Annotated in this window: 22 protein-coding genes, 2 tRNA genes and 1 pseudogene; 11 read left to right on the forward strand and 14 right to left on the reverse strand. The window is 24.0% G+C overall.

Annotated features, from left to right (window positions below):
* The first annotated feature begins 99 nt into the window (after window positions 1-99).
* The 5 genes from dnaB (at window position 100) to hemW (ending at window position 5,077) form a co-directional block, all read left to right on the forward strand.
* Window positions 100-1,479, forward strand: a complete 1,380-nt coding sequence (gene dnaB / locus D9V59_RS02760; protein WP_158364865.1) for a replicative DNA helicase — start codon at window positions 100-102, stop codon at window positions 1,477-1,479.
* A gap of 316 nt (window positions 1,480-1,795) precedes the next feature.
* A complete protein-coding gene (gshB, locus tag D9V59_RS02765; RefSeq protein WP_158364867.1) occupies window positions 1,796-2,758 on the forward strand; it encodes a glutathione synthase in 963 nt (320 codons plus the stop codon).
* 11 nt (window positions 2,759-2,769) lie between these two features.
* Window positions 2,770-3,183, forward strand: coding sequence for a Holliday junction resolvase RuvX (gene ruvX, locus D9V59_RS02770; RefSeq protein WP_158364869.1), 414 nt, complete (start codon window positions 2,770-2,772; stop codon window positions 3,181-3,183).
* 45 nt (window positions 3,184-3,228) lie between these two features.
* On the forward strand, window positions 3,229-3,909 hold the full coding sequence (locus tag D9V59_RS02775; RefSeq protein ID WP_158364871.1) for a YggS family pyridoxal phosphate-dependent enzyme: 681 nt from the start codon (window positions 3,229-3,231) through the stop codon (window positions 3,907-3,909).
* A 37-nt stretch (window positions 3,910-3,946) separates the two neighbouring features.
* Window positions 3,947-5,077: a radical SAM family heme chaperone HemW gene (gene hemW / locus D9V59_RS02780; protein WP_158364873.1), complete on the forward strand. Its 1,131-nt coding sequence runs from the start codon at window positions 3,947-3,949 to the stop codon at window positions 5,075-5,077.
* 10 nt (window positions 5,078-5,087) lie between these two features.
* Here the strand turns inward: hemW and trmB are convergent, their stop codons facing one another.
* Window positions 5,088-5,810 (reverse strand): tRNA (guanosine(46)-N7)-methyltransferase TrmB, encoded by a 723-nt coding sequence (gene trmB / locus D9V59_RS02785; protein WP_158364875.1) that lies wholly within the window; start codon window positions 5,808-5,810, stop codon window positions 5,088-5,090.
* Window positions 5,811-5,958: 148 nt separating this feature from the next.
* On the opposite strand from trmB, the gene mutY reads away from it, so the two are divergent.
* From mutY to murI, 3 genes are all read left to right on the forward strand, one after another.
* The gene (gene mutY, locus D9V59_RS02790; protein WP_158364878.1) at window positions 5,959-7,026 is read left to right on the forward strand and encodes an A/G-specific adenine glycosylase; all 1,068 of its coding nucleotides are present in this window, start codon (window positions 5,959-5,961) and stop codon (window positions 7,024-7,026) included.
* A gap of 5 nt (window positions 7,027-7,031) precedes the next feature.
* Entirely contained in the window at window positions 7,032-7,265 is a 234-nt protein-coding gene (locus D9V59_RS02795) for an oxidative damage protection protein (protein ID WP_158364880.1), read from the forward strand.
* 73 nt (window positions 7,266-7,338) lie between these two features.
* Window positions 7,339-8,124: a glutamate racemase gene (murI, locus tag D9V59_RS02800; protein ID WP_158364882.1), complete on the forward strand. Its 786-nt coding sequence runs from the start codon at window positions 7,339-7,341 to the stop codon at window positions 8,122-8,124.
* Here the strand turns inward: murI and sbcB are convergent.
* Window positions 8,114-9,553, reverse strand: coding sequence for an exodeoxyribonuclease I (gene sbcB / locus D9V59_RS02805; protein WP_158364884.1), 1,440 nt, complete (start codon window positions 9,551-9,553; stop codon window positions 8,114-8,116). The two genes, murI and sbcB, sit on opposite strands and share 11 nt — an antisense overlap.
* 113 nt (window positions 9,554-9,666) lie before the next feature.
* Here sbcB and D9V59_RS02810 point away from each other — a divergent pair, with 113 nt between their 5' ends.
* Window positions 9,667-9,975 carry a DUF496 family protein gene (locus D9V59_RS02810; RefSeq protein ID WP_158364886.1) on the forward strand — a complete coding sequence of 103 codons (309 nt, stop codon included), beginning with the start codon at window positions 9,667-9,669 and terminating at the stop codon, window positions 9,973-9,975.
* 10 nt (window positions 9,976-9,985) lie between these two features.
* Here the strand turns inward: D9V59_RS02810 and D9V59_RS02815 are convergent.
* A tRNA-Asn gene (locus D9V59_RS02815) sits at window positions 9,986-10,058 on the reverse strand.
* 135 nt (window positions 10,059-10,193) lie between these two features.
* Between D9V59_RS02815 and D9V59_RS02820 the strand changes: the two genes are divergently transcribed.
* Window positions 10,194-10,266: transfer RNA gene (locus tag D9V59_RS02820), tRNA-Ile, on the forward strand.
* Between the two features lie 172 nt (window positions 10,267-10,438).
* Window positions 10,439-11,056: pseudogene (pyrE, locus tag D9V59_RS02825) on the forward strand (orotate phosphoribosyltransferase); the annotation flags it as partial.
* Here the strand turns inward: pyrE and dut are convergent.
* The 11 genes from dut to mutL form a co-directional block, all read right to left on the reverse strand.
* On the reverse strand, window positions 11,053-11,514 hold the full coding sequence (gene dut / locus D9V59_RS02830) for a dUTP diphosphatase (RefSeq protein WP_261979412.1): 462 nt from the start codon (window positions 11,512-11,514) through the stop codon (window positions 11,053-11,055). The pseudogene pyrE and the gene dut overlap by 4 nt on opposite strands.
* 29 nt (window positions 11,515-11,543) lie before the next feature.
* The gene (gene cysQ / locus D9V59_RS02835) at window positions 11,544-12,302 is read right to left on the reverse strand and encodes a 3'(2'),5'-bisphosphate nucleotidase CysQ (RefSeq protein ID WP_158364890.1); all 759 of its coding nucleotides are present in this window, start codon (window positions 12,300-12,302) and stop codon (window positions 11,544-11,546) included.
* Window positions 12,303-12,342: 40 nt separating this feature from the next.
* A complete protein-coding gene (gene rplI / locus D9V59_RS02840; RefSeq protein WP_158364892.1) occupies window positions 12,343-12,795 on the reverse strand; it encodes a 50S ribosomal protein L9 in 453 nt (150 codons plus the stop codon).
* Window positions 12,796-12,842: 47 nt separating this feature from the next.
* A complete protein-coding gene (rpsR, locus tag D9V59_RS02845; protein WP_158364893.1) occupies window positions 12,843-13,070 on the reverse strand; it encodes a 30S ribosomal protein S18 in 228 nt (75 codons plus the stop codon).
* Window positions 13,071-13,187: 117 nt separating this feature from the next.
* Window positions 13,188-13,529, reverse strand: a complete 342-nt coding sequence (gene rpsF / locus D9V59_RS02850; RefSeq protein ID WP_158364895.1) for a 30S ribosomal protein S6 — start codon at window positions 13,527-13,529, stop codon at window positions 13,188-13,190.
* A gap of 155 nt (window positions 13,530-13,684) precedes the next feature.
* A complete protein-coding gene (gene rnr, locus D9V59_RS02855; protein WP_158364897.1) occupies window positions 13,685-15,868 on the reverse strand; it encodes a ribonuclease R in 2,184 nt (727 codons plus the stop codon).
* Window positions 15,869-15,977: 109 nt separating this feature from the next.
* Window positions 15,978-17,276, reverse strand: coding sequence for an adenylosuccinate synthase (locus tag D9V59_RS02860; protein WP_158364899.1), 1,299 nt, complete (start codon window positions 17,274-17,276; stop codon window positions 15,978-15,980).
* 39 nt (window positions 17,277-17,315) lie between these two features.
* Complete coding sequence (hflC, locus tag D9V59_RS02865; protein WP_158364901.1) at window positions 17,316-18,245, reverse strand: protease modulator HflC; 930 nt, start codon at window positions 18,243-18,245, stop codon at window positions 17,316-17,318.
* A 4-nt stretch (window positions 18,246-18,249) separates the two neighbouring features.
* Entirely contained in the window at window positions 18,250-19,488 is a 1,239-nt protein-coding gene (gene hflK / locus D9V59_RS02870; RefSeq protein ID WP_158364903.1) for an FtsH protease activity modulator HflK, read from the reverse strand.
* A 132-nt stretch (window positions 19,489-19,620) separates the two neighbouring features.
* The gene (gene miaA / locus D9V59_RS02875; RefSeq protein ID WP_222836974.1) at window positions 19,621-20,523 is read right to left on the reverse strand and encodes a tRNA (adenosine(37)-N6)-dimethylallyltransferase MiaA; all 903 of its coding nucleotides are present in this window, start codon (window positions 20,521-20,523) and stop codon (window positions 19,621-19,623) included.
* Between the two features lie 37 nt (window positions 20,524-20,560).
* Window positions 20,561-22,228, reverse strand: coding sequence for a DNA mismatch repair endonuclease MutL (gene mutL / locus D9V59_RS02880; RefSeq protein ID WP_158364907.1), 1,668 nt, complete (start codon window positions 22,226-22,228; stop codon window positions 20,561-20,563).
* Between the last annotated feature and the right edge of the window lie 16 nt (window positions 22,229-22,244).

Raw genomic sequence — 22,244 nt, forward strand, 5'->3', positions numbered from 1 at the left:
TAATGACTTAAAATAGATTAGTCCTTAGATAGTGTATTATTGAAATATTAATATATAATTTTAAAAAAAATTGACTAAATAACGGTATATGCAATAAATATGGCTAAAAATAAATTATATTTAAACCAAATTAATAGATTAAAAATTCCTCCTCATTCTTTAGAAGCAGAACAGTCAGTATTAGGTGGTTTAATGTTAGATAATGAGCAATGGGATACAGTTGCAGAACATGTTGTTGCTGATGATTTTTTCAGTAAACCTCATCGTTTAATATTTCAAGAAATGCAACAACTTCTAGATCTAGGGCATCCCATTGATCTGATAACTCTATCTGAATCTTTAGAGCAAAAAGGAAAATTAGAAAGTGTAGGTAGATTTTCTTATTTAGCAGAATTATCAAAAAATACTCCTAGTACAGCAAATATTACTGCATATGCTGATATAGTTCGAGAACGTGCAATAGTAAGAGAAATGATATTAGTAGCTAATAAAATAGCTAATGCTGGATACGATACTAAAGGTCGAAAAAGTGAAGAATTATTAGATTATGCAGAATCAAGCGTATTTAAAATTGCAGAAAAGCGTTTTAAAAAAGATTCAGGTCCAAAAAATATTGAACAAATTCTTGATGAAACTATTTCTAGTATTGAAAAATTATTTCTATCTCCTCATGATGGTGTAACCGGAATAAACACAGGATATCAAGATCTAAATAAAAAAACATCAGGATTACAACGATCTGAACTGATTATCATTGCTGCACGACCTTCAATGGGAAAAACAACATTTGCAATGAATTTATGTGAAAATGCCGCGATGCTTTATGATAAACCGGTTCTTATATTTAGTTTAGAAATGCCTGGAGAACAAATTATGATGCGCATGTTAGCATCACTATCTAGAGTTAATCAAGCAAGAATTAGAACAGGACAATTAAATGATGAAGATTGGGCTCGTATGTCTGGAACAATTAATATTTTATTGAAAAAAAAGAATATTTATATTGATGATTCTTCAGCTTTAACTCCTAGCGAAGTACGTTCAAGAGCACGTCGTATTTATCGTGAAAATAATGGATTAACTTTAATTATGGTAGATTATCTACAGTTAATGCGAGTACCTTCTTTATCTGAAAATAGAACTCTTGAAATCGCAGAAATATCTAGAACTTTAAAAGCCTTAGCAAAAGAATTACAAGTTCCCGTAATAGCATTATCACAATTGAATCGATCTTTAGAACAAAGATCTGATAAAAGACCAGTGAATTCAGATTTACGCGAATCAGGTTCTTTAGAACAAGATGCTGATTTAATAATGTTTATATATCGGGATGAAATTTATCATGAAAATAGTGATTTTAAAGGCATAGCAGAGATAATAATAGGTAAACAAAGAAACGGTCCTGTTGGAACAGTATGTTTAACGTTTAACGGACACTGGTCTAGATTTGATAACTATTCTAGCACTAAATATGATTAAATATTAAAAGATTTTTTTCATTATTAAAAAAACAAAATATATACTATAAGTATCAAAAAATATTTTTTTAATTATTTAACAATAAAAAAATTAATCTTTTTAAATAAATTATTTAAATATCAAAATCTATTAAATTTTATAAATTTAAAATTTTTATAAACATGCATTTATAAAAATATTTAAAAAAACAACAAAATAATTAAAATAATATTATTTTAGCTTTAAAAATGTCACTAATTAAAAATATCATCTATTTATAAAACAATTATTAAATTATATTTATAAAACAATTATTAAATTAATTAAGAGAAAATATATGTATAAAAAAAATAATTTGAAACTTGGAATAATAATGGATTCTATTGAATCAATTAACATTAAAAAAGATTCAAGTTTTGCTATTTTACTAGAAGCTCAAAAAAGAAATCATGCAATTTATTATATGAAAATGAATGATCTTTATTTAAAAAATGGCAATCCATATGCAAAAACTCGTATAATAAAATTAATTAAAAATACGCAAAAATGGCATGAAATTATTCAAGAAAAAAATATATCTTTAAATGAACTAGATGTTATTTTGATGAGAAAAGATCCTCCATTTAATACTGAATTTATTTATTCAACTTATATTTTAGAACGTGCAGAAGAAAAAGGTGTATTAATTATTAACAAACCTCAAAGCTTAAGAGACTGTAATGAAAAAATGTTTATATCTTGGTTTCCTGAATTAATCACTAATACTTTAGTCACAAGAAATATTTCTAAAATACGAGATTTTTGGATAGAACATCAAGATATTATAATAAAGCCATTAAATGGGATGGGAGGGGCTAGTATTTTTCGTATTAAAAAAAATGATCCTAATTTTACAGTTATTGCTGAAATTATGACGAATTATGAAAGAAAATATTGTATGATTCAAAGTTTTCTGAAAGATGTAGAATTTGGTGATAAAAGAATTTTAGTTATCAATGGAGAAGCAGTTTCTTGGTGTTTAGCTAGAATTCCATCTCTTGGAGAAACAAGAGCTAATTTAGCTGTTGGAGGAAACGGTAAAGTACAAAAATTAACTCAAATAGATTGGAAAATAGCAAACTACTTATCTCCTATTTTAAAAAAAAGAGGATTAATTTTAGTTGGATTAGATGTAATAGGTGATAAATTAACAGAAATAAACGTTACAAGTCCAACATGTATTTGTGAAATTGAATCAGAAACAAAAATTTCTATTACTGGTATGTTATTAGATTACATTGAAAAAAAAATATTAAAATAGAGATCAGAAAAATGATTATACTTTCATTTGATTTTGGTATGAAAAAAATAGGAGTAGCAGTAGGAGAAGATGTTACTAAAAAAGGAAGGCCTTTAATAGTTTTAAAAGCGTTAAATGGAAATCCAAATTGGAATATTATAAAAAATTTAATTGAATATTGGCATCCTAAATTTATTATTGTTGGTTTGCCATTAAATATTAATGGCACAAAACAAGATATCACTAATAAATCAGAAAAATTCGCTAATATATTAAAATATAAATTTAATATAATTGTAAAAATGCACGATGAACGTTTAACTACAGTTGAAGCTAAATCCATAATGTTTAAAAAAAGAGGTTTTAAAGCATTGAAACAAGCAAAGATTCATTCTTTTGCTGCCGTCGTTATATTAGAAAGTTGGCTGAATCTAAATATAAAATAAAATTTTTTTGTATATAAGATATTAAATTTTAAAAAAGAGAAAACAATGAATTATATTTATCTAAATTTTAAAAATTTAAAAAAAAATATAGAAAATATTATTATTGAAAATAATATTTTAATAAAAAAAATTAAAATAATAGCGGTTAGTAAAAATCAAAATATTAATACACTCAAAAAAACAATATTATTAGGAATAAATAATTTTGGAGAAAATTATCTACAAGAAAGCATTCCAAAAATAAAAAAGTTAAAAAAATATAATATTATTTGGCATTTTATTGGTAAGATACAGTCTAATAAAGTTAAAATGATTACTAAATATTTTGATTGGTGTCAAACAGTTGATAGAAAAAAAATCGCTTTTTTATTAAATAAACATAGACCTAAAAATCTACTGCCAATAAACGTATTAATACAAGTCAACGTATCTCAAGATTTACACAAAAATGGCATTAATATAAAGGATTGTTATCAATTAGCAGAAATAGTTTCTTCAATGTCTAATGTTTGCTTGAGAGGAGTGATGGCCATGCCTTCAATAACGACAAATATTATTGAAAATAAAAAACAATATGAAACGATAAAATTTATCTTTAAACAATTAAAAGATAAATATAAATCAATAGATACTTTATCATTAGGTACAAGTAATGATATAAAAGAATCATTATTAGCTACAAGTAATATGATAAGAATTGGACGCAATATTTTTAATAAGCAATAATATCATATGAAAAAAATTCAAAAAAGATAAAAATATCATGGTTACCTCAATTCCTATAAGTTTATACATTCATATTCCTTGGTGCTTAAAAAAATGTGGATATTGTGATTTTTATTCTTATGTTAGTAAAACAACTATTCCGGAAAAAAAATATATTGACAATTTATTAAAAGATTTTGAACAAGATTTATCTTTAGTTGGCAATAGAGAAATAAATACTATTTTTATTGGAGGAGGAACTCCTAGTTTACTAAAAAATGAATCTATAGAATATTTGTTAAATAGTATCAAAAAAAGAAGCATAGTTTCTAATGTTGCAGAAATTACTATAGAAGCGAACCCTAAAATACTAGAATATCAAAAATTTGTTAATTATAAAAAATGCGGTATTAATCGTTTTTCTATAGGAATACAAACATTTAATTCAAATTTATTAAAAAAAATAGAACGTACATATGATTTTTTAGAAGCAATTTATTCTATTCAAGAATCAAAAAAAAATAATTGTAACTTAAATTTAGATTTAATGTATGGATTACCTGATCAATTATTAGAAAACGCAATATTAGATTTACAATATGCTATCAAATATCATCCGGCTCATATATCATGGTATCAATTAACTATAGAACCTAATACTCCTTTTTATGCAAAAAATATCAAATTACCTGATGAGAATATGATTTTTCAAATGTTCTCTGAAGGCGATCAATTATTACGTAAATCAGGATATAATAAATATGAAATATCGTCTTATTCCAAATTAAATTATCAATGTCAACATAATTTAAATTATTGGAATTTTGGAGATTATATCGGAATAGGATGCGGGGCTCATGGTAAAATTACTCAAGATAATGGACAAATAATTAGAACTGTTAAAAATAAAAACATTCATGATTTTTTAAATGGTCATTATCTTAATAAGATGCATGTAGTTTCTAAAAAAGACAAAATATTTGAATATTTTATGAACGTTTTAAGATTATATAAACCTGTTTTTAAAAAACATTTTAGAGAAACAACTAATATCAATGAAATTTATATAGAAAAAAAAATTCAAATCGCAGTACAAGAAGGATTTTTAATTGATACAACAGATTATTGGGATACTACAAAAAAGGGTAAGTTCTTTTTAAATTCATTATTAGAAATTTTTTTAAAATAAACTGCAAATATTATTCTTTTATTTGAAACATTAAATCAAAAATTTTATTACCTTGAAGAAATGCTTTTCTTTCAAATCTAGTTATTATACGAGATGTCGGACGTTCAACAAACAAATGTTTTTTGGATAAATTTTTATATTCTTGAACATCTTTTATTTCATTTAATATATATAAAGCATATTCCTCTGAATCTGTAGCAATATGCAATATACCACTAATTATTAACTTTTTTGAAATTATTTTTAAAAAACTACATTTTAATAATCTTCTTTTATGATGACGTTTTTTGTTCCAAGGATCTGGAAAAAAAATTTGTATTTTTGATAAAGTACGATTTAAAATCATAGTGTTTATCACTTCTATTGCATCATGATTAATAATTTTTAAATTTTGAATTTTAGAAGAATAAGCAAAATTTAAACAAGAACCAATACCTGATTTATATACTTCTATTCCTAAAAAATTTTTATCAGGAAAATTTTTTGCAGTTTCAACTAAAGACTGGCCCGAACCAAAACCAATTTCTAATATAATTGGATTATTGTAATTACTGAAAATAGATTTTAAATTTAATGGTGTTAATTGAAAATCGATACCTATTAAAGACCAATGTTTTTCAATAGCATTTAATTGAGATTGAGTAATACGACCTTGTCGACAAACAAAACTACGAATTTGACGAAAAAAAACACCATTTTCATTATATTCTTCTGTTAAAATATTTTTCTTCATATTTATTTAATTAAATTTATATTATTAAAACAAAAAAACTTTGTTAAAAATGTTATTTAAAAATAATAACATAAATCAATATAGTTTAAAATATATATTCATCTAAATAAGACTTTAGTTTTATTTTTTAAAAAATGGTTTAACTATAATGACAACATATATTTTTTCACAATTAGTTTTAAATTGGTACCATAATAATGGTAGAAAAAACTTGCCATGGCAAAAAAATAAATCATTATATATTGTATGGATATCTGAAATTATGTTACAACAAACTCAAGTGAAGTCTGTTATTCCATATTTTAAAAAATTTATACTAACATTTCCTAATATAAAATCTATAAATGATAGTACATTAGATGAATTATTACATTTATGGAGTGGTCTTGGGTACTATAGAAGAGCTGTAAATATTTATAAAACAGCTAAAATCATTGAAAGAGAATTTCAGGGTGTATTTCCTACAAAATTTTTAGATGTCATTAAATTACCAGGAATAGGAAGATCTACAGCAGGCGCTATTCTATCATTATCCTTGAATTTTTTTTATCCTATTTTAGACGGAAATGTAAAAAGAATTTTAATTCGCTATTATGGTATTGTTGGAACTTTACAGAATAAAATTATAGAAAAGAAATTATGGAATATTATTGAATTAATTACACCAATACATAATACCGGAAAGTTTAATCAAGCTATTATGGATATAGGTGCAATAATTTGTACTCATAAAAAACCAAAATGTAAAATATGTCCATTACAAGAAAAGTGTATTACTAAATTAGAAAAAAAATGGGAAAAATATCCCTTAAAAAATATAAAAAAAATATGTTTAAAAAAAATATCTTGGTTTGTTGTAATTAAATTTAAAAATAGTTTTTGGATGCAAAAAAATATAAAGAAAAAAATTTGGAAAAATTTATTTACTTTTCCAACATTCGAAACTGAAATATTAGCTTTAAACTGGTTAAAAGAAAAAAAAATTAATATAACAAAATATGAAAGAATGACATCTTTTATTCATAAATTTAGTCATTTTAATTTACAGGTTTATCCTGTTTTAATTAAAATATCTTATAATTCAAAATTTTATAAAGAAAACAATACTGGTCTTTGGTATAATTTAAAAATGCCTCAAAATATAGGATTACCTAAACCTGTTCAGGTAATATTGGAAAGTTTTAAGAAAAACACTTTAAAAAAAAAGGAGAATTAGAAACTATGAAACGTATAATTTTTTGTACATTCTTAAAAACAAAATCTGAAGGTCAGGATTTCCAAGAATATCCAGGTGAACTAGGAAAAAAAATATATAATGAAATTTCTAAACAAGCTTGGAAAAAATGGCTAGAAAAACAAACTATTTTAATAAATGAAAATAAGCTTAACATGTCTAAATTAGAAGATCGAAAAAAAATAGAAAAAGAAATGAAATTATTTTTATTTCATGAATAAAACTATTTTATATTAACATTAACCGTTAAAAATAAAAATTACTTTCTTATTTCATTAATAAAACATTAATACAGTGCTTATATTTGATTCTGGTGCAGGTGGTTTATCTTTTTTAAAAATTATTAATAAAAGAATGCCTAATATTAAATATATTTATATATTAGATAATGAAGCATTTCCTTATGGAAATAAAACAGAACTCTTTCTTATTGAAAGAAGTATAAAAATAATTAATATAATAAAAAAAAAATATCCTATTACTATAGTAGTAATAGCATGTAATACAGTTAGTACTGTAGCTTTATCTACTTTAAGAAAAAAATTTAATTTTCCTATTATTGGAATATTTCCTAGAATAAAAGCTGCAGAAAAAATTACAAAAAACAAAATCATTGGTTTAATAGCAACGAAAAGAACTATTAATTCATCGTATACTCAAAATATAATATATAAAAAATCTTCTTGTAATATTATAAAAGTCATAGGTACGAATAAATTAGCTTTAATAGCCGAAAAAAAAATTAGAGGTCTTAAATTTTCAAAAATATCATTAGCTAATATTTTTAAACCATGGAATCAAGTCCAAAAAAAACCTGATACAATTATATTAGGATGTACACACTTTTTATTATTAAAAAAAGAAATTAAAAAAATTTTATGTACACCATATATTTATTTTATAGATTCAACAGAAATACCACTGTTACAGATTAAAAAGTATTTTGCAAAATTTAACAAAAATCAGATAATACAAAAAAATATTTTTTTTTATTCAGAATATAATAAAGAATTAAGAGAGTTATTATTTTTTTTAAAACAATATGATTTTTATACAATTCAACATATTATTATAAATTAAAACTAATATAACATAATTTTTGATGTTTTTTTATTGCATAATCCAACAATCTTGTCAATAAGATTTTGTTTTTTGAATTAAAAGAATATTTCTTTAATAAACACTCAATTTTATTTTGATATTCATTTAAAGTAAACGGATTTAAAATTTCAAAACAATGTTTTAACCAGATTTTTTTTTCGTTATTATCTAATGTATGAAAAAAATTTCGAGCTCGATAACGAAAAAAAAGCACTTTTAAACGGGGATCATGAAAATTACAATATTCTTTTTTTAAATATATTGGCTCAATTTTTCTAATATCGTTTATAATTTTTTTATCATTTAAATTAAAAAAAGAATTGTATATTTGCAGATCAACATTAGAAGAATGATTAACAATATTGTCTTTAGAAAAGATTATTTGAATATTTTTAATCAAAGAAGAATTTCTCTTTAAAATTTCAATTTTTTTATAATATAAAATTAAATTAAATTTTAATCGATCATGATCTTCTTTACGAATTGTTTTAATCGGCGCTAATATAGGACAGCGATTCAAATGTACTAATACTACTCCTGAATCCAATAATTCTTTAATAAAAGAACCTTCAAAAGAAATATTTTTGCATAAAAATATAAGTTTTTTAATATCTTTAAATAAATCAATAGCAATTAATATATTTTTGTTATTTTGATGCCATATTAAAGGAAAAATACAACTAGCATTTTTCCGAATAGCACCAAAAAAATTAGAAATACAAACAATTGGTTCTGATTTTTTTAAATTAATTAATTTATACAATTCTTTTTTATTTTTGTTTTTAAAAAAGAAATTAAATAATTTAGGTTGTTTAGTTTTAACAAGTTTTGCCATTTCAATAGTCGCGTATACATCTGACATAGCATCATGTTTATCTAAATGTATGATATTATTAATTTCAGTTAAATCTGATAGTTTAAAACTAGGTAATCCTAATTGATTTTTAGGCCATTTAATACCAATAGGTCTTAATGCGTAACAGGCTCTTAATAAATTTATTATATCCCAACGAGAATTTTTATTCTTCCAACTCCATTCATAAGGATCAAAAAAATTTCTATAGAATATATTTCTTGTAATTTCATCGTCAAAATTTATATTATTAAAACCAACAGTACAAGTATAAGGTTGCATTAAAATATCATATATTTTTTTTGAAAAGTTATATTCATTCATGCCATTTTTTTGAGTATATTGAGGAGTAATATGAGTAATTAAAACAGATTGAGGATCTGGTAAATAATCATCTGCTGGAAAACAATAAAAACATTCTGGAATATCTATGATGTTCAAATTTAAATCTGTTCTAATACAAGCAAATTGAGCTGGTTTATCTAAAGCTGTATGTGTTCCAAAAGTTTCATAATCATAAAATAAAAAAGTAGGTTTATAGTTTTTAAAAAGCATTATGGTATTATTTTATATTAGTAATTAAATAAGATGTTAATTTTTTAAAGATCATTAAAACAATCAAAAGAAATACAATTTACATCGAACATAAAAAATAAAAGGATTATCAAATGTCAGAAACTAAGAAATCATTTAAAAATGTTTTAGAATTCGTTCATAAATTTAGAAGAAAAAATAAAATTAAAAGAGAAATATGTGATATTGAAAAAAAAATTAGAGATAATCAAAAAAGAATACTACTTCTAGATAATCTTGCTCAATATATTACATCAGATATGAATCATGAAGAAATTAAAAAAATAATTTTTATGATGAAAAATGATTATGAAGATAGAATAGATGATTATATTGTAAAAAATGCAGAATTGTCAAAAGAAAAAAGAAATTTATCAAAAGAATTAAAATTAATTATTAATTAAAATTGTTTTTCTCCCCTGACTGGATTCGAACCAGTGACATACGGATTAACAGTCCGCCGTTCTACCAACTGAACTACAGAGGAAGTAAATTTATATATATCAAAATTTTATATCTCTGTCAAATATATATAAAATATTTTTAAAAAAAATATAATTTTTAAAAAGAATTCTAGATTATTAGAAAAAATTGATTTATAGTAAAGATAGCAAAATAATGTGGCCCTTTAGCTCAGTGGTAAGAGCAGGCGACTCATAATCGCTTGGTCGCTGGTTCAAATCCAGCAAGGGCCATCATAAAAATAAAAAAATTACTTTTCTATAGTATATTGTTTTGCATAACAATAAAACTAGATAAGTATCAATGTTAATTGATATAAATATTTATAATGAATGTATATGTATTAAAAATTTTATAATAAATTAAGGTTTAATTTTTTATGTATTTAAAAAAAGAAGTAATTAATTTTTTTGTAAAAAAAAAGTATTAAAATTTGGATCTTTTAAATTAAAATCAGGAAGAAATAGTCCTTATTTTTTTAATTCAGGTGTATTTTCTACCGGAAAAGATATTATTAAAATTGGTTTATTTTATGCTCATGCTATAATAAATTCAAAAATAGAATTTGATATATTATTTGGTCCAGCATATAAAGGCATTCCTATTTCTATAGCTACTTCTATAGCACTAAAACATTATTATAATTTAAATATTCCGTATTGTTTTAATAGAAAAGAACACAAAATACATGGAGAAAAAGGAGAATTAATTGGTCAAAACGTTTCTAATAAAAAAATTGTTGTTTTAGATGACGTTATTACATCAGGAACAGCTATACATCAAGCTATTAAAATACTTGAAAAAAAAGAAGCAAAAATCGTATCTGTTTTCGTTCTTTTAGATAGACAAGAAAAAGGAAGAAGAAACTTAAATGCTGTTAGTCATATAAATAATAAAAAAAATTATAAAATTATTTCTATAATTACCATTGAAGATTTAATTAATTATTTACTAGAAGATAAAAAATTAAAGAAAAATATTCCCCAGTTAATAAAATATCGTGAAAAATATGGAATCTTTTAAAGTAATCCAGAATGACCAAAACCTTTTTGATCACGTACTGTCTTTTCATTAAAATCTTTTACTAAAGAAAAATATGGTTTAATAATCGGAATAAATATTATTTGTGCTATCCTATTATTAGGATAAATAAAATATTGTTTTTTACTACGATTCCAAATTGAAATCATCAATTGACCTTGATAATCTGAATCAATTAAACCAACAGAGTTTCCTAATATAATACCTTTCTCATGACCTAATCCAGATCTAGGCAAAATTAAAGCAGCAATGTTAGGATTTGCAATATGTATAGCTATACCTGTTGGAACTAAAACAGTATCTTGAGGATTTAATTGAATTTTTTCTTTTATGCAAGCCTTAAGATCTAAACCAGAAGATCCTTCTGTTGTATATTTAGGTAAAGAAAAATTTTTATTTATATGTGTATTTAAAATTTTTATTTCGATTTTATTCATAATAATATTATCTACTTTTTAATAAAAAATGTTTAACAAGTTTCTGATGCAGATACGTAAAAACCAGAATTAATAAAAGAAGAACGAGAAGATAATAAATAATTTAATGTATCCCCAGTCCATGTTCGCACTATTCCCCCAGCAGCAACAACAATAGCATGACCAGCAGCAGTATCCCAAATATGTGTATTCCCAAACCTTGGATAAATTTGAGCTTTTCCTTCTGCTATCAAACAAAACTTTAATGAAGATCCTAATTTTTTTATTTTATAATTTTTTATTTTTTCTAAGTAATCATTTAATTTATTATGAGAATGTGAACGACTAGTTATTAATAATGGAATATTTTGGTTAGAAACATAAATTTTTTCTCTTAAACCTAATTTGGTCTCTTTCCAAGCATTTTTTTCAAAAGAACAATATAAAACATCAAAAAAAGGTGCATATATTACTCCCAAAACGGGTATTCCATTTTTAATTAAACTAATATTTACTGTGAACTCACCGTTTTTTTTTAAAAATTCTTTAGTTCCATCTAATGGATCGACTAACCAATAATTATTCCAAGATTTACAAATTTTAAAATCATATAATCCTTCTTCAGAAATAATAGGAATTTTAGGATCGATTAACGCAAGACCTTTTTTAATTATATTATTAGCTTCACGATCAACATTAGTTATAGGGCTTTTATCTGATTTATAAAAAATATTTAAACGTTTTTCAGAATTATAAAAACTCATAATTGTATTTCCAGCACTACGTGCTAACTGACAAATTTGATCTAACATTTTATACCGTAGATTTATATATTAAAAAAATTTTAAAGAATTAATTTTTTGGAATGATATTGACTATAAAATAAACAACAACATCATGATGTGGTTGAAACATTACTTTATGTTCACCAATGTGACGTAACAAACCATTTGGCAGTCGAATTTCTTTTTTATTTACTTTGATTCCTAATGTTGTTATTTCTTTAATAATATTTCTTACACCTACAGAACCAAATATTTTATTTTCTTTTCCTACTTTAGAAGCAATAGTTATAGATTGTATTTTTTTAATTTTATCAGCTCGAGACTGTGCTATTAATAATTTACTTTTATTTTCTTGTTCCAATGCAATACGTTGTGCTTCAAAAGATTCGATATTTTTTTTGTTAGCTAATATCGCTTTTCCTTTAGGAATTAAAAAATTTCTTGCATAACCAGATTTAACATTAACAATTTTTCCAGAATCACCTAATTTATAAATTTTAGATAAAAGAATGACTTCCATAGTTTATTATTCTCTTTGATAGTTAACTTGTTTTTGTAATTATCGTATCAACGATGTTGATCAGTATATGGCAATAAAGCAAGATACCGTGCGCGTTTAATAGCTCTAGATAATTGTCTTTGATACTTTGCTCTAGTTCCAGTAATGCGACTAGGAACAATTTTACCACTTTCTGTAATATAATTTTTTAAAACTGCAACATCTTTATAATCTATTTCTTGAATACCTTCTGCAGTAAATCGACAATATTTTCTACGACGAAAGTAACGTGCCATTTATATTTTCTCCAAATATAATAAATATATTATATTAAATATTTGTTTTTTTAAAAGATTAAAGAAACTTTTTTTTAAAGATTTTTTAAATATCATTAAAACTTTTTATGATTGACGTTATTTTTTTTCTTTTTTATCATCTTTTAATTTTAATATAGGTGATAATTCAGTTATTGCTTTTTTCATAGACATAATCATATTTCTAAGAATAATGCTATTAAAACGAAATTCTGTTTCTAACAGATTAATGGTTTTAGGAAAAACTTCTATATTCATTAAAATATAATGTGCTTTATGTAATTTTTTAATAGAATAAGATAATTGACGTCTGCCCCAGTCTTCTAGACGATGTATAATTCCTTCGTTATCAGAAATTATTTTTTTATACTTTTCAATCATAAGAGGTATTTTTTCACTTTGATCTGGATGAATCATAAATATTATTTCATAATGACGCATAAAATATGTCCTTTTGGTTTTTAAGCTTCCTTACTAAGATGGTTGTATACACTTTTTAAGGAAGCAAGGCACAATGTTAAATTAAAGAAAATAGGTATACATGGTATTTTAATTACAAAAAAAAATCAATATAATTTATATTATACAAAATAGAATTAATAAGATTTACATAAAGATAATTCTATTTTTCGTTCATTTAAATTAATAGAAATAACTTGAACTTTTAAAATATCACCAAGACGATAAATTTTTTTACTAGACTTTCCAATTAGCTTCAGTCCTATAGAGTCAAAATAATAATAATCGTCATTTAACGAAGCTATATGAACTAATCCATCAATAAAAAATTGATTTAAACGCACAAAAAATCCGAAAGAAGTAACATTAGAAATTACTCCAGTAAATATTTGTCCAATTTTATTACTCATAAAATCGCATTTCAACCAGTCAATAACATCTCTACTAGCTTCATCTGCTCGTCTTTCAGTCATAGAACAATGCATTCCTATTTTTTTTATTTCATGAGAATTATACAAATAAGCATTATAATTAGAAGATTTATTCTGCTTTTTAGATAATAAATATTTAATAACTCTATGTAATATAAGATCAGGATAACGTCTAATAGGTGAAGTAAAATGAACATAACTAGACAAAGACAAACCAAAATGTCCGCAATTATCAGGAGAATATACAGCTTGTTTCATAGATCTTAATAATATTGTTTGAATCATTTCATATTCAGGAAGATGAGCAATATTTTTTAATAAATTTGAATAATGCATAGATTCAGGTGTTTCTCCTCCAGATAATGTAAGTCCTAATTCTTTTAAAAATAGACGAAAACTAACAACATTTTCTCTTTTAGGACGATCATGATTACGAAAAAGAACAGGATATTTATATTGCGAAACAAAAGAAGCAGAAGCTATATTTGCTAAAATCATACATGATTCAATAAATTTATGCGCATCATTCCTAATATTTTTATAAATATTTTTAATTCTATGATTAACATCTAAAATAAATTTAGGTTCTATGCTGTCAAAATCAATACCTTTTTTAGAAAAAATACTTTTATTAAAAACTTTTTGTAAATGTGAAAAATTGTCAATGTATTTTAATAATTTTTTATATTTAGAACGAAGAAAAATATCCCCATTCCATATTTTAAAAATTTCGTTATATGTAAATCTTCCATGAGAAGAAATAATTGCTTCATAATGTTTGTAGCTAACTAACTCTCCTTTTTCAGATAAACTGATTTCACATACTAAACATAGACGTTCTTTATAAGGATTTAAAGAACATAAATCTGTAGAAATTTTTTCTGGTAACATTGGCACTACTAAGGAAGGAAAATATATAGATGTTCCTCTTTCTAATGCCGCTTTATCTAGTGCACTATTAGGTTTAATATAATAACTAACATCTGCAATCGCAACCCATAAATTCCAACCTCCTTCTGAATATGGTTTTTTTTTACAAAAAACAGCATCATCAAAATCACGAGCATCTTCATCATCAATGGTAAAAAATGGAAAATTTCTTAAATCTATTCTCCTTTTTAAATCATATTCACTAAATTTACTATTAATTGCAGATATTTCTTTTTTAACTTCATTCGACCATAGGTAAGGAATAGAATGTGTGCGTAATGCCATATTTATGGATAGATTAATACCCATTTCTTTTCCGAGAACTTCTACGATTAAACCTTGTATTTTGCTATTTCGTATAATATTTTGTTTTAATTTAACAACGACAATAGAACCTGTAGAAATTTGTTTATTGACAGATGAAATTATAAAAATTTTAAAATGAAAACGAGTATCATTAGGAATAACAATTTTTTTTTCATTTTCAATAGCATATCTACCAACAATTAATATATTATTAGGTTGTAATAATTTCAAAAACCTAGCAGTTTTTCTTCTCTTTTTATCAGAATTAATAATATGAGCTAGAATAATATCACCATGAATGCAATATTTCATTTGCTCTGAAGACAACCAAAGATCATCTTTTAATGTTTCCGTTCGAAGAAAACCATAACCATCTCTATGACCAATTACTTTTCCTTTAACTATTTTTAAATTTTCAGGAACGATATAACAGCGATTTCTGGTATATATTACTTGACCGTCTCGTTCCATTGCTCTTAATCTTCGACGTAGTGCTTTTTTTTGTTCTTGATTATTAATATCAAATTTTTTTTCTAAGTATTTCTGACTTATTAAATCATCACAAGTTTTTAAACACGATAAAATATACTCTCGACTAGGAATAGGATTTTGATATTTTTTAGCTTCTCTTTTTTGGTAGGGATCTGCTACCATATTTACTTCTCCATGTATATTGTGTTTTAAAACAATATATTAATAATAAATAGATATCTATTTTAGATTTACATTATATTAAATGAATATCAATAATTTAAAAAAATTATTACTTCATATAAAACAGATCGCGAACTAAAATAATATCAGAACGATCAGGACCTGTAGAAATTATATCAATAGGAACTTGAGTTATTTCTTCTATACGATTAATATAGTTACGCGCTTCATAAGGCAAATCTTTAATTTTATTTATTCCTAAAGTTTTTTTAGTCCATCCTGGATAAGTTTCATATACTGGTTTTATACTGTCCCAATCATTATTTTCAAGAAATGATGTAGGATTTAAAGTTTGAGAATTTTGATAAGATGTACAAATTTTTATTTCTTTTAGTCCATCTAATACGTCTAATTTAGTTATGCATAAACTAGACAAAGAATTAATTTTTACTGCTCTACATAAAGATACCGCATCTAACCAACCAGTGCGTCTTTTTCTTCCAGTTGTAGAACCAAATTCATGACCTTTTTTAAAAAAATGTTTGTCTATATCATCAAATAATTCAGTAGGAAAAGGACCATAACCAACTCTTGTAGAATATGCTTTTGTTACTCCAATAATATAATCTAAATTTTTAGGGCCTATCCCTGTTCCAGTCATAACACCACCGATAGTGCTATTAGAAGAAGTAACATAAGGATATGATCCATGGTCAATGTCTAAAAAAGTTCCTTGAGCTCCTTCAAAAATTATTTTTTTATTATCTTTGATGGCATTATGTAAAATATATGTAGTGTCTTGTATCATATCATGTATGATATCTATGATTGGTAGTAAATCTTTTAAAATAATCTTGTAATCGATAGATTTGTGTTTGTAAAAAGATACCAATTGATGATTGTAATATTCAACTATTTTTTCTAAACGTGAAGATAAAACTTTTTCATTTTTTAAATCCCCAACACGTAAAGCACGGCGTGCTATTTTATCTTCGTAAGCAGGACCTATACCTCGTCCTGTTGTTCCTAATAAATTAATTCCTAATCTCTTTTCACGAGCAATATCCATTTCAATATGATATTGTAAAATTAAAGGAGCTGAATTAGAAATAAATAAACGTTTTCTAGTGAAAACATTATTTTCTTCTAGCATTTTTATTTCTTTTATTAATTCTAATGGAGATACTACTACTCCATTAGCAATAATGCCAGTGACGTTATTATGCAACAACCCAGAAGGTACTAAATGAAGAATGATTTTTTTTTCATTAACAACTAAAGTATGACCGGCATTATGACCGCCTTGATATCTTACAACATAAGAACCATCTGAAGTTAAACAATCTACTATTTTACCTTTTCCTTCATCACCCCATTGTGTCCCAAGTATTACAATATTTTTTTTCATACTTAATCATACCTATTAATATTTTTATATTTATAAGATTTATTCTTTTATTTGAATCATCTTATTCATATATTTAAAAAACATACTATCTGAATTAATCAGCATAATGTTTTCTTGATTTTTAAAACTATTTTCATAAGCACGCAAACTACGAATAAAAAAATAAAAATATGGTTCTTGACTAAAATTTTGTGCAAATAATTTTGTTACTGTTGCTTCTGCTTCTCCTTTAATAATCAATGCTTGTTTTTTTGCTTCTGCTAATATTATAGAAACTTTATAATCTGCTGCTGCTCGTAATTTTTCAGCTTTTTCTTTTCCTTGAGAACGTTGACTTCTAGCTACAGCTTCTCTTTCTGCTCTCATTCGATTGTATATAGCATCAGAAACTTCATTAGGTAAGTTAATTTGTTTGATACGAATATCTACAACCTCTATTCCTAATGCATTCATGCTATTTACATTAATTAAAGATGTTTTTTCTAAATTCATACTACCTTTATTTAATGAATCGAGAACATCTGTAGTTAATCTGCCTCGTGAATCTGTAACAATCTCTTTAACATTAAGACGACCTATTTCTGAACGTAATCGATCGCTAAATTTTCTTTTTAGCAATACTTCAGCTTGAAAAATATCTCCTCCTCCAGTTGCAAGGTAATAACGACTAAAATCATTAATTTTCCATTTAACGTAAGAATCAACAATAAGATCTTTTTTTTCTTTTGTAACAAAACGATCCGCTTGATTATCCATAGTATGAATGCGTTTATCTAATATCTTGACTGTTTCTAAAAAAGGTATTTTAAAATGCCATCCAGGATTGTACACTAAAGTCTTTTGTTCATTATTACGTAAAACTTTGCCAAATTGTAAAACAATTCCACATTCTCCTTCTTTTACAATAAAAAAAGAAGAAGAAATAAAAAAAAACAATACACTTGATAAACAAATTAAAATTTTGTTCATATATTTATTCTCTCTCTTCATTAGTTTCGTAACTTCTTAAAGAGTTAATACGACGTTGTTCTAAAATATCTTTAGAAGATAATGAAGAAGAATTATTAGTTTTTTTATCTTTATTAGAAAAATAAGAATGATTTTTATTATTTCTATTAAAATTATTTTTTTTTCTAAAATTTTTATTAATAGATTCTATTTGAGAAAAAAGTTTATTTAAAGATAAAAAAAATATTGATTTATTTTTTTCATCAATAAATATTTTTTTATTTTTACTTAATAATCTTTCCATAGATTCTATGTAAAGACGTCTTAAAGTTATTTTCTTAGCTGCTTTATATTCAGGTAAAATTTTAGAAAAACACGCTACTTCTCCTTCAGCTTCTAAAATTATGCGCGATGAATATGCTTTAGCTTCTTCTAAAATTCTTTGTGCTTGTCCATTAGCTCTAGGTTCTACTTCATTTGAATAAGCTTCAGCTTCACGTATATATTGTTCACGATTTTCACGAGCTGCAATTGCATCATCAAAAGAAGCTTTAACTTCTTCAGGAGGTCTAGCTGTTTGAAAGTTAACGTCTAATATTGTAATGCCCATTTTATAAGGTTTAATTGTTTCTTCAATCTCTTTTTGAGTATCGCTACGTACTAGAGTGCGTCCTTCTGTTAGTACTCGATCCATAGTTGAGTGCCCAATAACTCCTCTTAAAGCGCTATCAGTTGCTTGACGCAAGCTATCATCTGGATAAGAAACAGAAAATAAATAGTCAGCAGGATCAGTTATTTTATATTGTACATTCATTTCTACACGCACTACATTTTCATCTGAAGTCAACATTACACCTGAAGTTGCTAATTCTCGTACTGTTTCGACATTGACAGTTTTTACTTCATTAATAAAAATTGGTCTCCAATTTAATCCAGGTTCTACTATATGACTAAATTTACCAAAACTAGTAACAACACCACGTTCAGCTTCTTTTATGGTATAAAAACCACTAATACACCAAGTTAAAAAACTTATAAAAATTATTATTAAAAAAGAATAATTTTGATTATTTGATAAAGTTGTAGAATTATTTTTTTTATTAATAGTATTTTTTATGTTATAAAAAAAAATTTTTATATCTTCTATAATAGTTTTTTTAATTATTTTTTTATTATTTTGATCTTCAGATTTTTTATTATCATTTTTATTATCCCCCCATGGATTAAGATCAGGTTTATTATCACTTGGTTTATTCCAGGCCATTCTATGCCTCATTTATTATTGTTATCACCAAAAACTCAAAAAAATTATTGAGAATTAAATTTTAAATTTAAACAAATATTTAATTTATTTATTAATAAAATATAAATAAAATTGTATTTCTCAACAATAATATTATATAGATACTTGATGTTTTTTAACAGTTTCTAATATTTTATTGACTGTAATGTTAGTGTTATCACTATATAATATTTTATCAAGATTTTTCCATTTTTTTATCCATGTTAATTGATGTTTAGCAAGTTTTCTTGTAGCATAAATAATTTTATTAAACATTTCTTTATAACTATTTTTATATTCAAGATATTCCCACATTTGACGATATCCTATGCATCGAATAGATGGTAAATTTATATGTAAATCTCCTCTTAAAAAAAGTGTTTCTACTTCTTTTTGAAAATCTAGATCTAGTATTTTCTTTGTACGAAGTTCAATTTTATTATTCAACCATTCTTTATTAGGAGGCATAATAGCAAATTGAAAGATATTATAGGGTAATTCATTACTATTACTTTTTTTAAATTCTGTTAAATTTTTTCCAGAAAGATAAAAAATTTCTAATGCTCTTAATAATCTTTGAAAATCATTTTTATGAATTCGATTAGCAGAAATAGGATCTATTGATTGTAATTTTTTATGTAAAGTATTTTTATTTTCTTGAAGTAAAAACTCACGAAGTTTAACATTAGACGATGGTAAAATAGATGATTCATGCAATAATGTATGATAATAGAACATCGTTCCGCCAACAAGACAAGGTATTTTTCCTAATTGAATAATATCTGTAATTGCTTTTAGAGCATCATGTTTAAATTCAAAAGCTGAATAGTATTCACTTGGATCTTTAATATTTAATAAGCGATGCGGATGATTCGATAAAATAGATGGACTAGGTTTATCTGTTCCAATATCCATTCCATGATAAATTAATGCAGAATCTACACTGATTAATTCTATTGGCAAATACTTTCTAAGATCAATAGCCAGTTGACTTTTTCCACATGCTGTTGGTCCCATTAAAAAAAGAACTATAGGTTTTTTTTTTAACATAATCTTATATTTTTAACGTATATAATACTGTATCAATATTTATTTTTTGTAATAATTTTAGAGGAGGATTTGTTAATAATAAAGGATAACAATATTCTATTTCTGAAATTACTGCAATGCCATTAGTATAATTCCAATTTTTTTTTTCTATAAAAATATTAAGATAAAACCAATTTATTATTTCTGAAATCGATATTTTTTTTCTAAGAAATAAAAAATTAAAAAAATGCAATATTATATAATTAATATATTTTTTTAAAAAACATGGAATAGATCTTAAAATAACATATTTTGTTTTAAAGATTAAATTAAATCCAACTTGTAATAAAATTTCTTTATTTTCAAATAATATGATATATTCTTGAGGTATTGAAGAAATTTTAATATTAATTAAAGTAATATCAGATATATTTTTTTGTTTAATATTTTTAATAAATTTATTTTTCCTAATTATACCTTTGGCTAAAGGTAATGAAAGTAAGTACAAATTATTATTATAGTAGACCAAACCATAATATTTGCGAATAATAATTAATAATTTTACTAAAGAAAAATTATATTTTATTGAAGATGCATTCATAATATAATTTCTATGATCTTTTATTGTATCTTCTTTGTAAAGAATATGTTTTGTATTTAATAAATACTTTTTTTTTAATTCTACTAGATTACACACAATAGTTTCATAAATAAATTGATAAATAAAACAAGGATTATGAAATTTAATTTCTTTTTTGGTAGGATGAATATTTACATCAATACAGTCAGATGGAATTTGAAAATATAAAATAAAAGACATTTTATTATTGCCTATAATTTTATTACAAGCTTTTCGAAAAGCATTAATAACAATATGATTATAAACAAATCTATTATTAATATAACAATATTGTATTTTTTTTTGTTTACTAATATCTTCTGTATAAAATGTCCATCCAAATAAAAAAACATTATTTTTTTGAGAATTTATTTCTATTAATTGATTTACATCTAATTCATGGAATATTTCTTTCAATCTATGATTGTAATTATTTTGATTATTTATAGTTTTTTTATTTTTATTTATAGCATAATATCGTGTAATTAATTTATTATTATGTATAAGAGAAAAATTAATTTCAACATGAGACAAAGCTATTTTCTTTATTACTTCAAAAATTTTTAAAAATTCTAATTTTTTATTTTGAATAAACTTAAGACGAACTGGTATATTATAAAATAAGTTTTCTACTATAACAGTAGTACCTTGAGGGTGTGCTATCGGTTGCAAAAGAATATTATTGTTAATAAATCTTTCAGAATATATTTTCCAAGCAACATCACTATGTTGAGTACAAGAAATTAATGTTAATCTTGAAACAGCTCGAATACTAGCTAAAGCTTCTCCCCGAAAGCCAAAAGTAGAAATAGTTTTTAAATCTAATAAAGAAGTAATTTTACTTGTAGCGTGATGAGTTATAGCAAGTAATAATTCTTTTTTTTTAATACCACAACCATCATCTGTTACAGAGATATATTGAAAACCACTTTTTTCAACTGTAATATTAATATTTTTTGAACCAGCATCTATACTATTTTCTACAATTTCTTTAATTACACAAGATGGTCGCTCAATAATTTCTCCAGAAGAAATTTGACTAGATAAATTACGTGGCAATATAACAATAGGCATTACCTAATTCTCGAAA

Origin of the sequence: Buchnera aphidicola (Artemisaphis artemisicola) (genome assembly GCF_005082365.1) — a bacterium.
In the GTDB taxonomy this organism is placed as follows: Bacteria; Pseudomonadota; Gammaproteobacteria; order Enterobacterales; family Enterobacteriaceae; genus Buchnera; species Buchnera aphidicola_AR.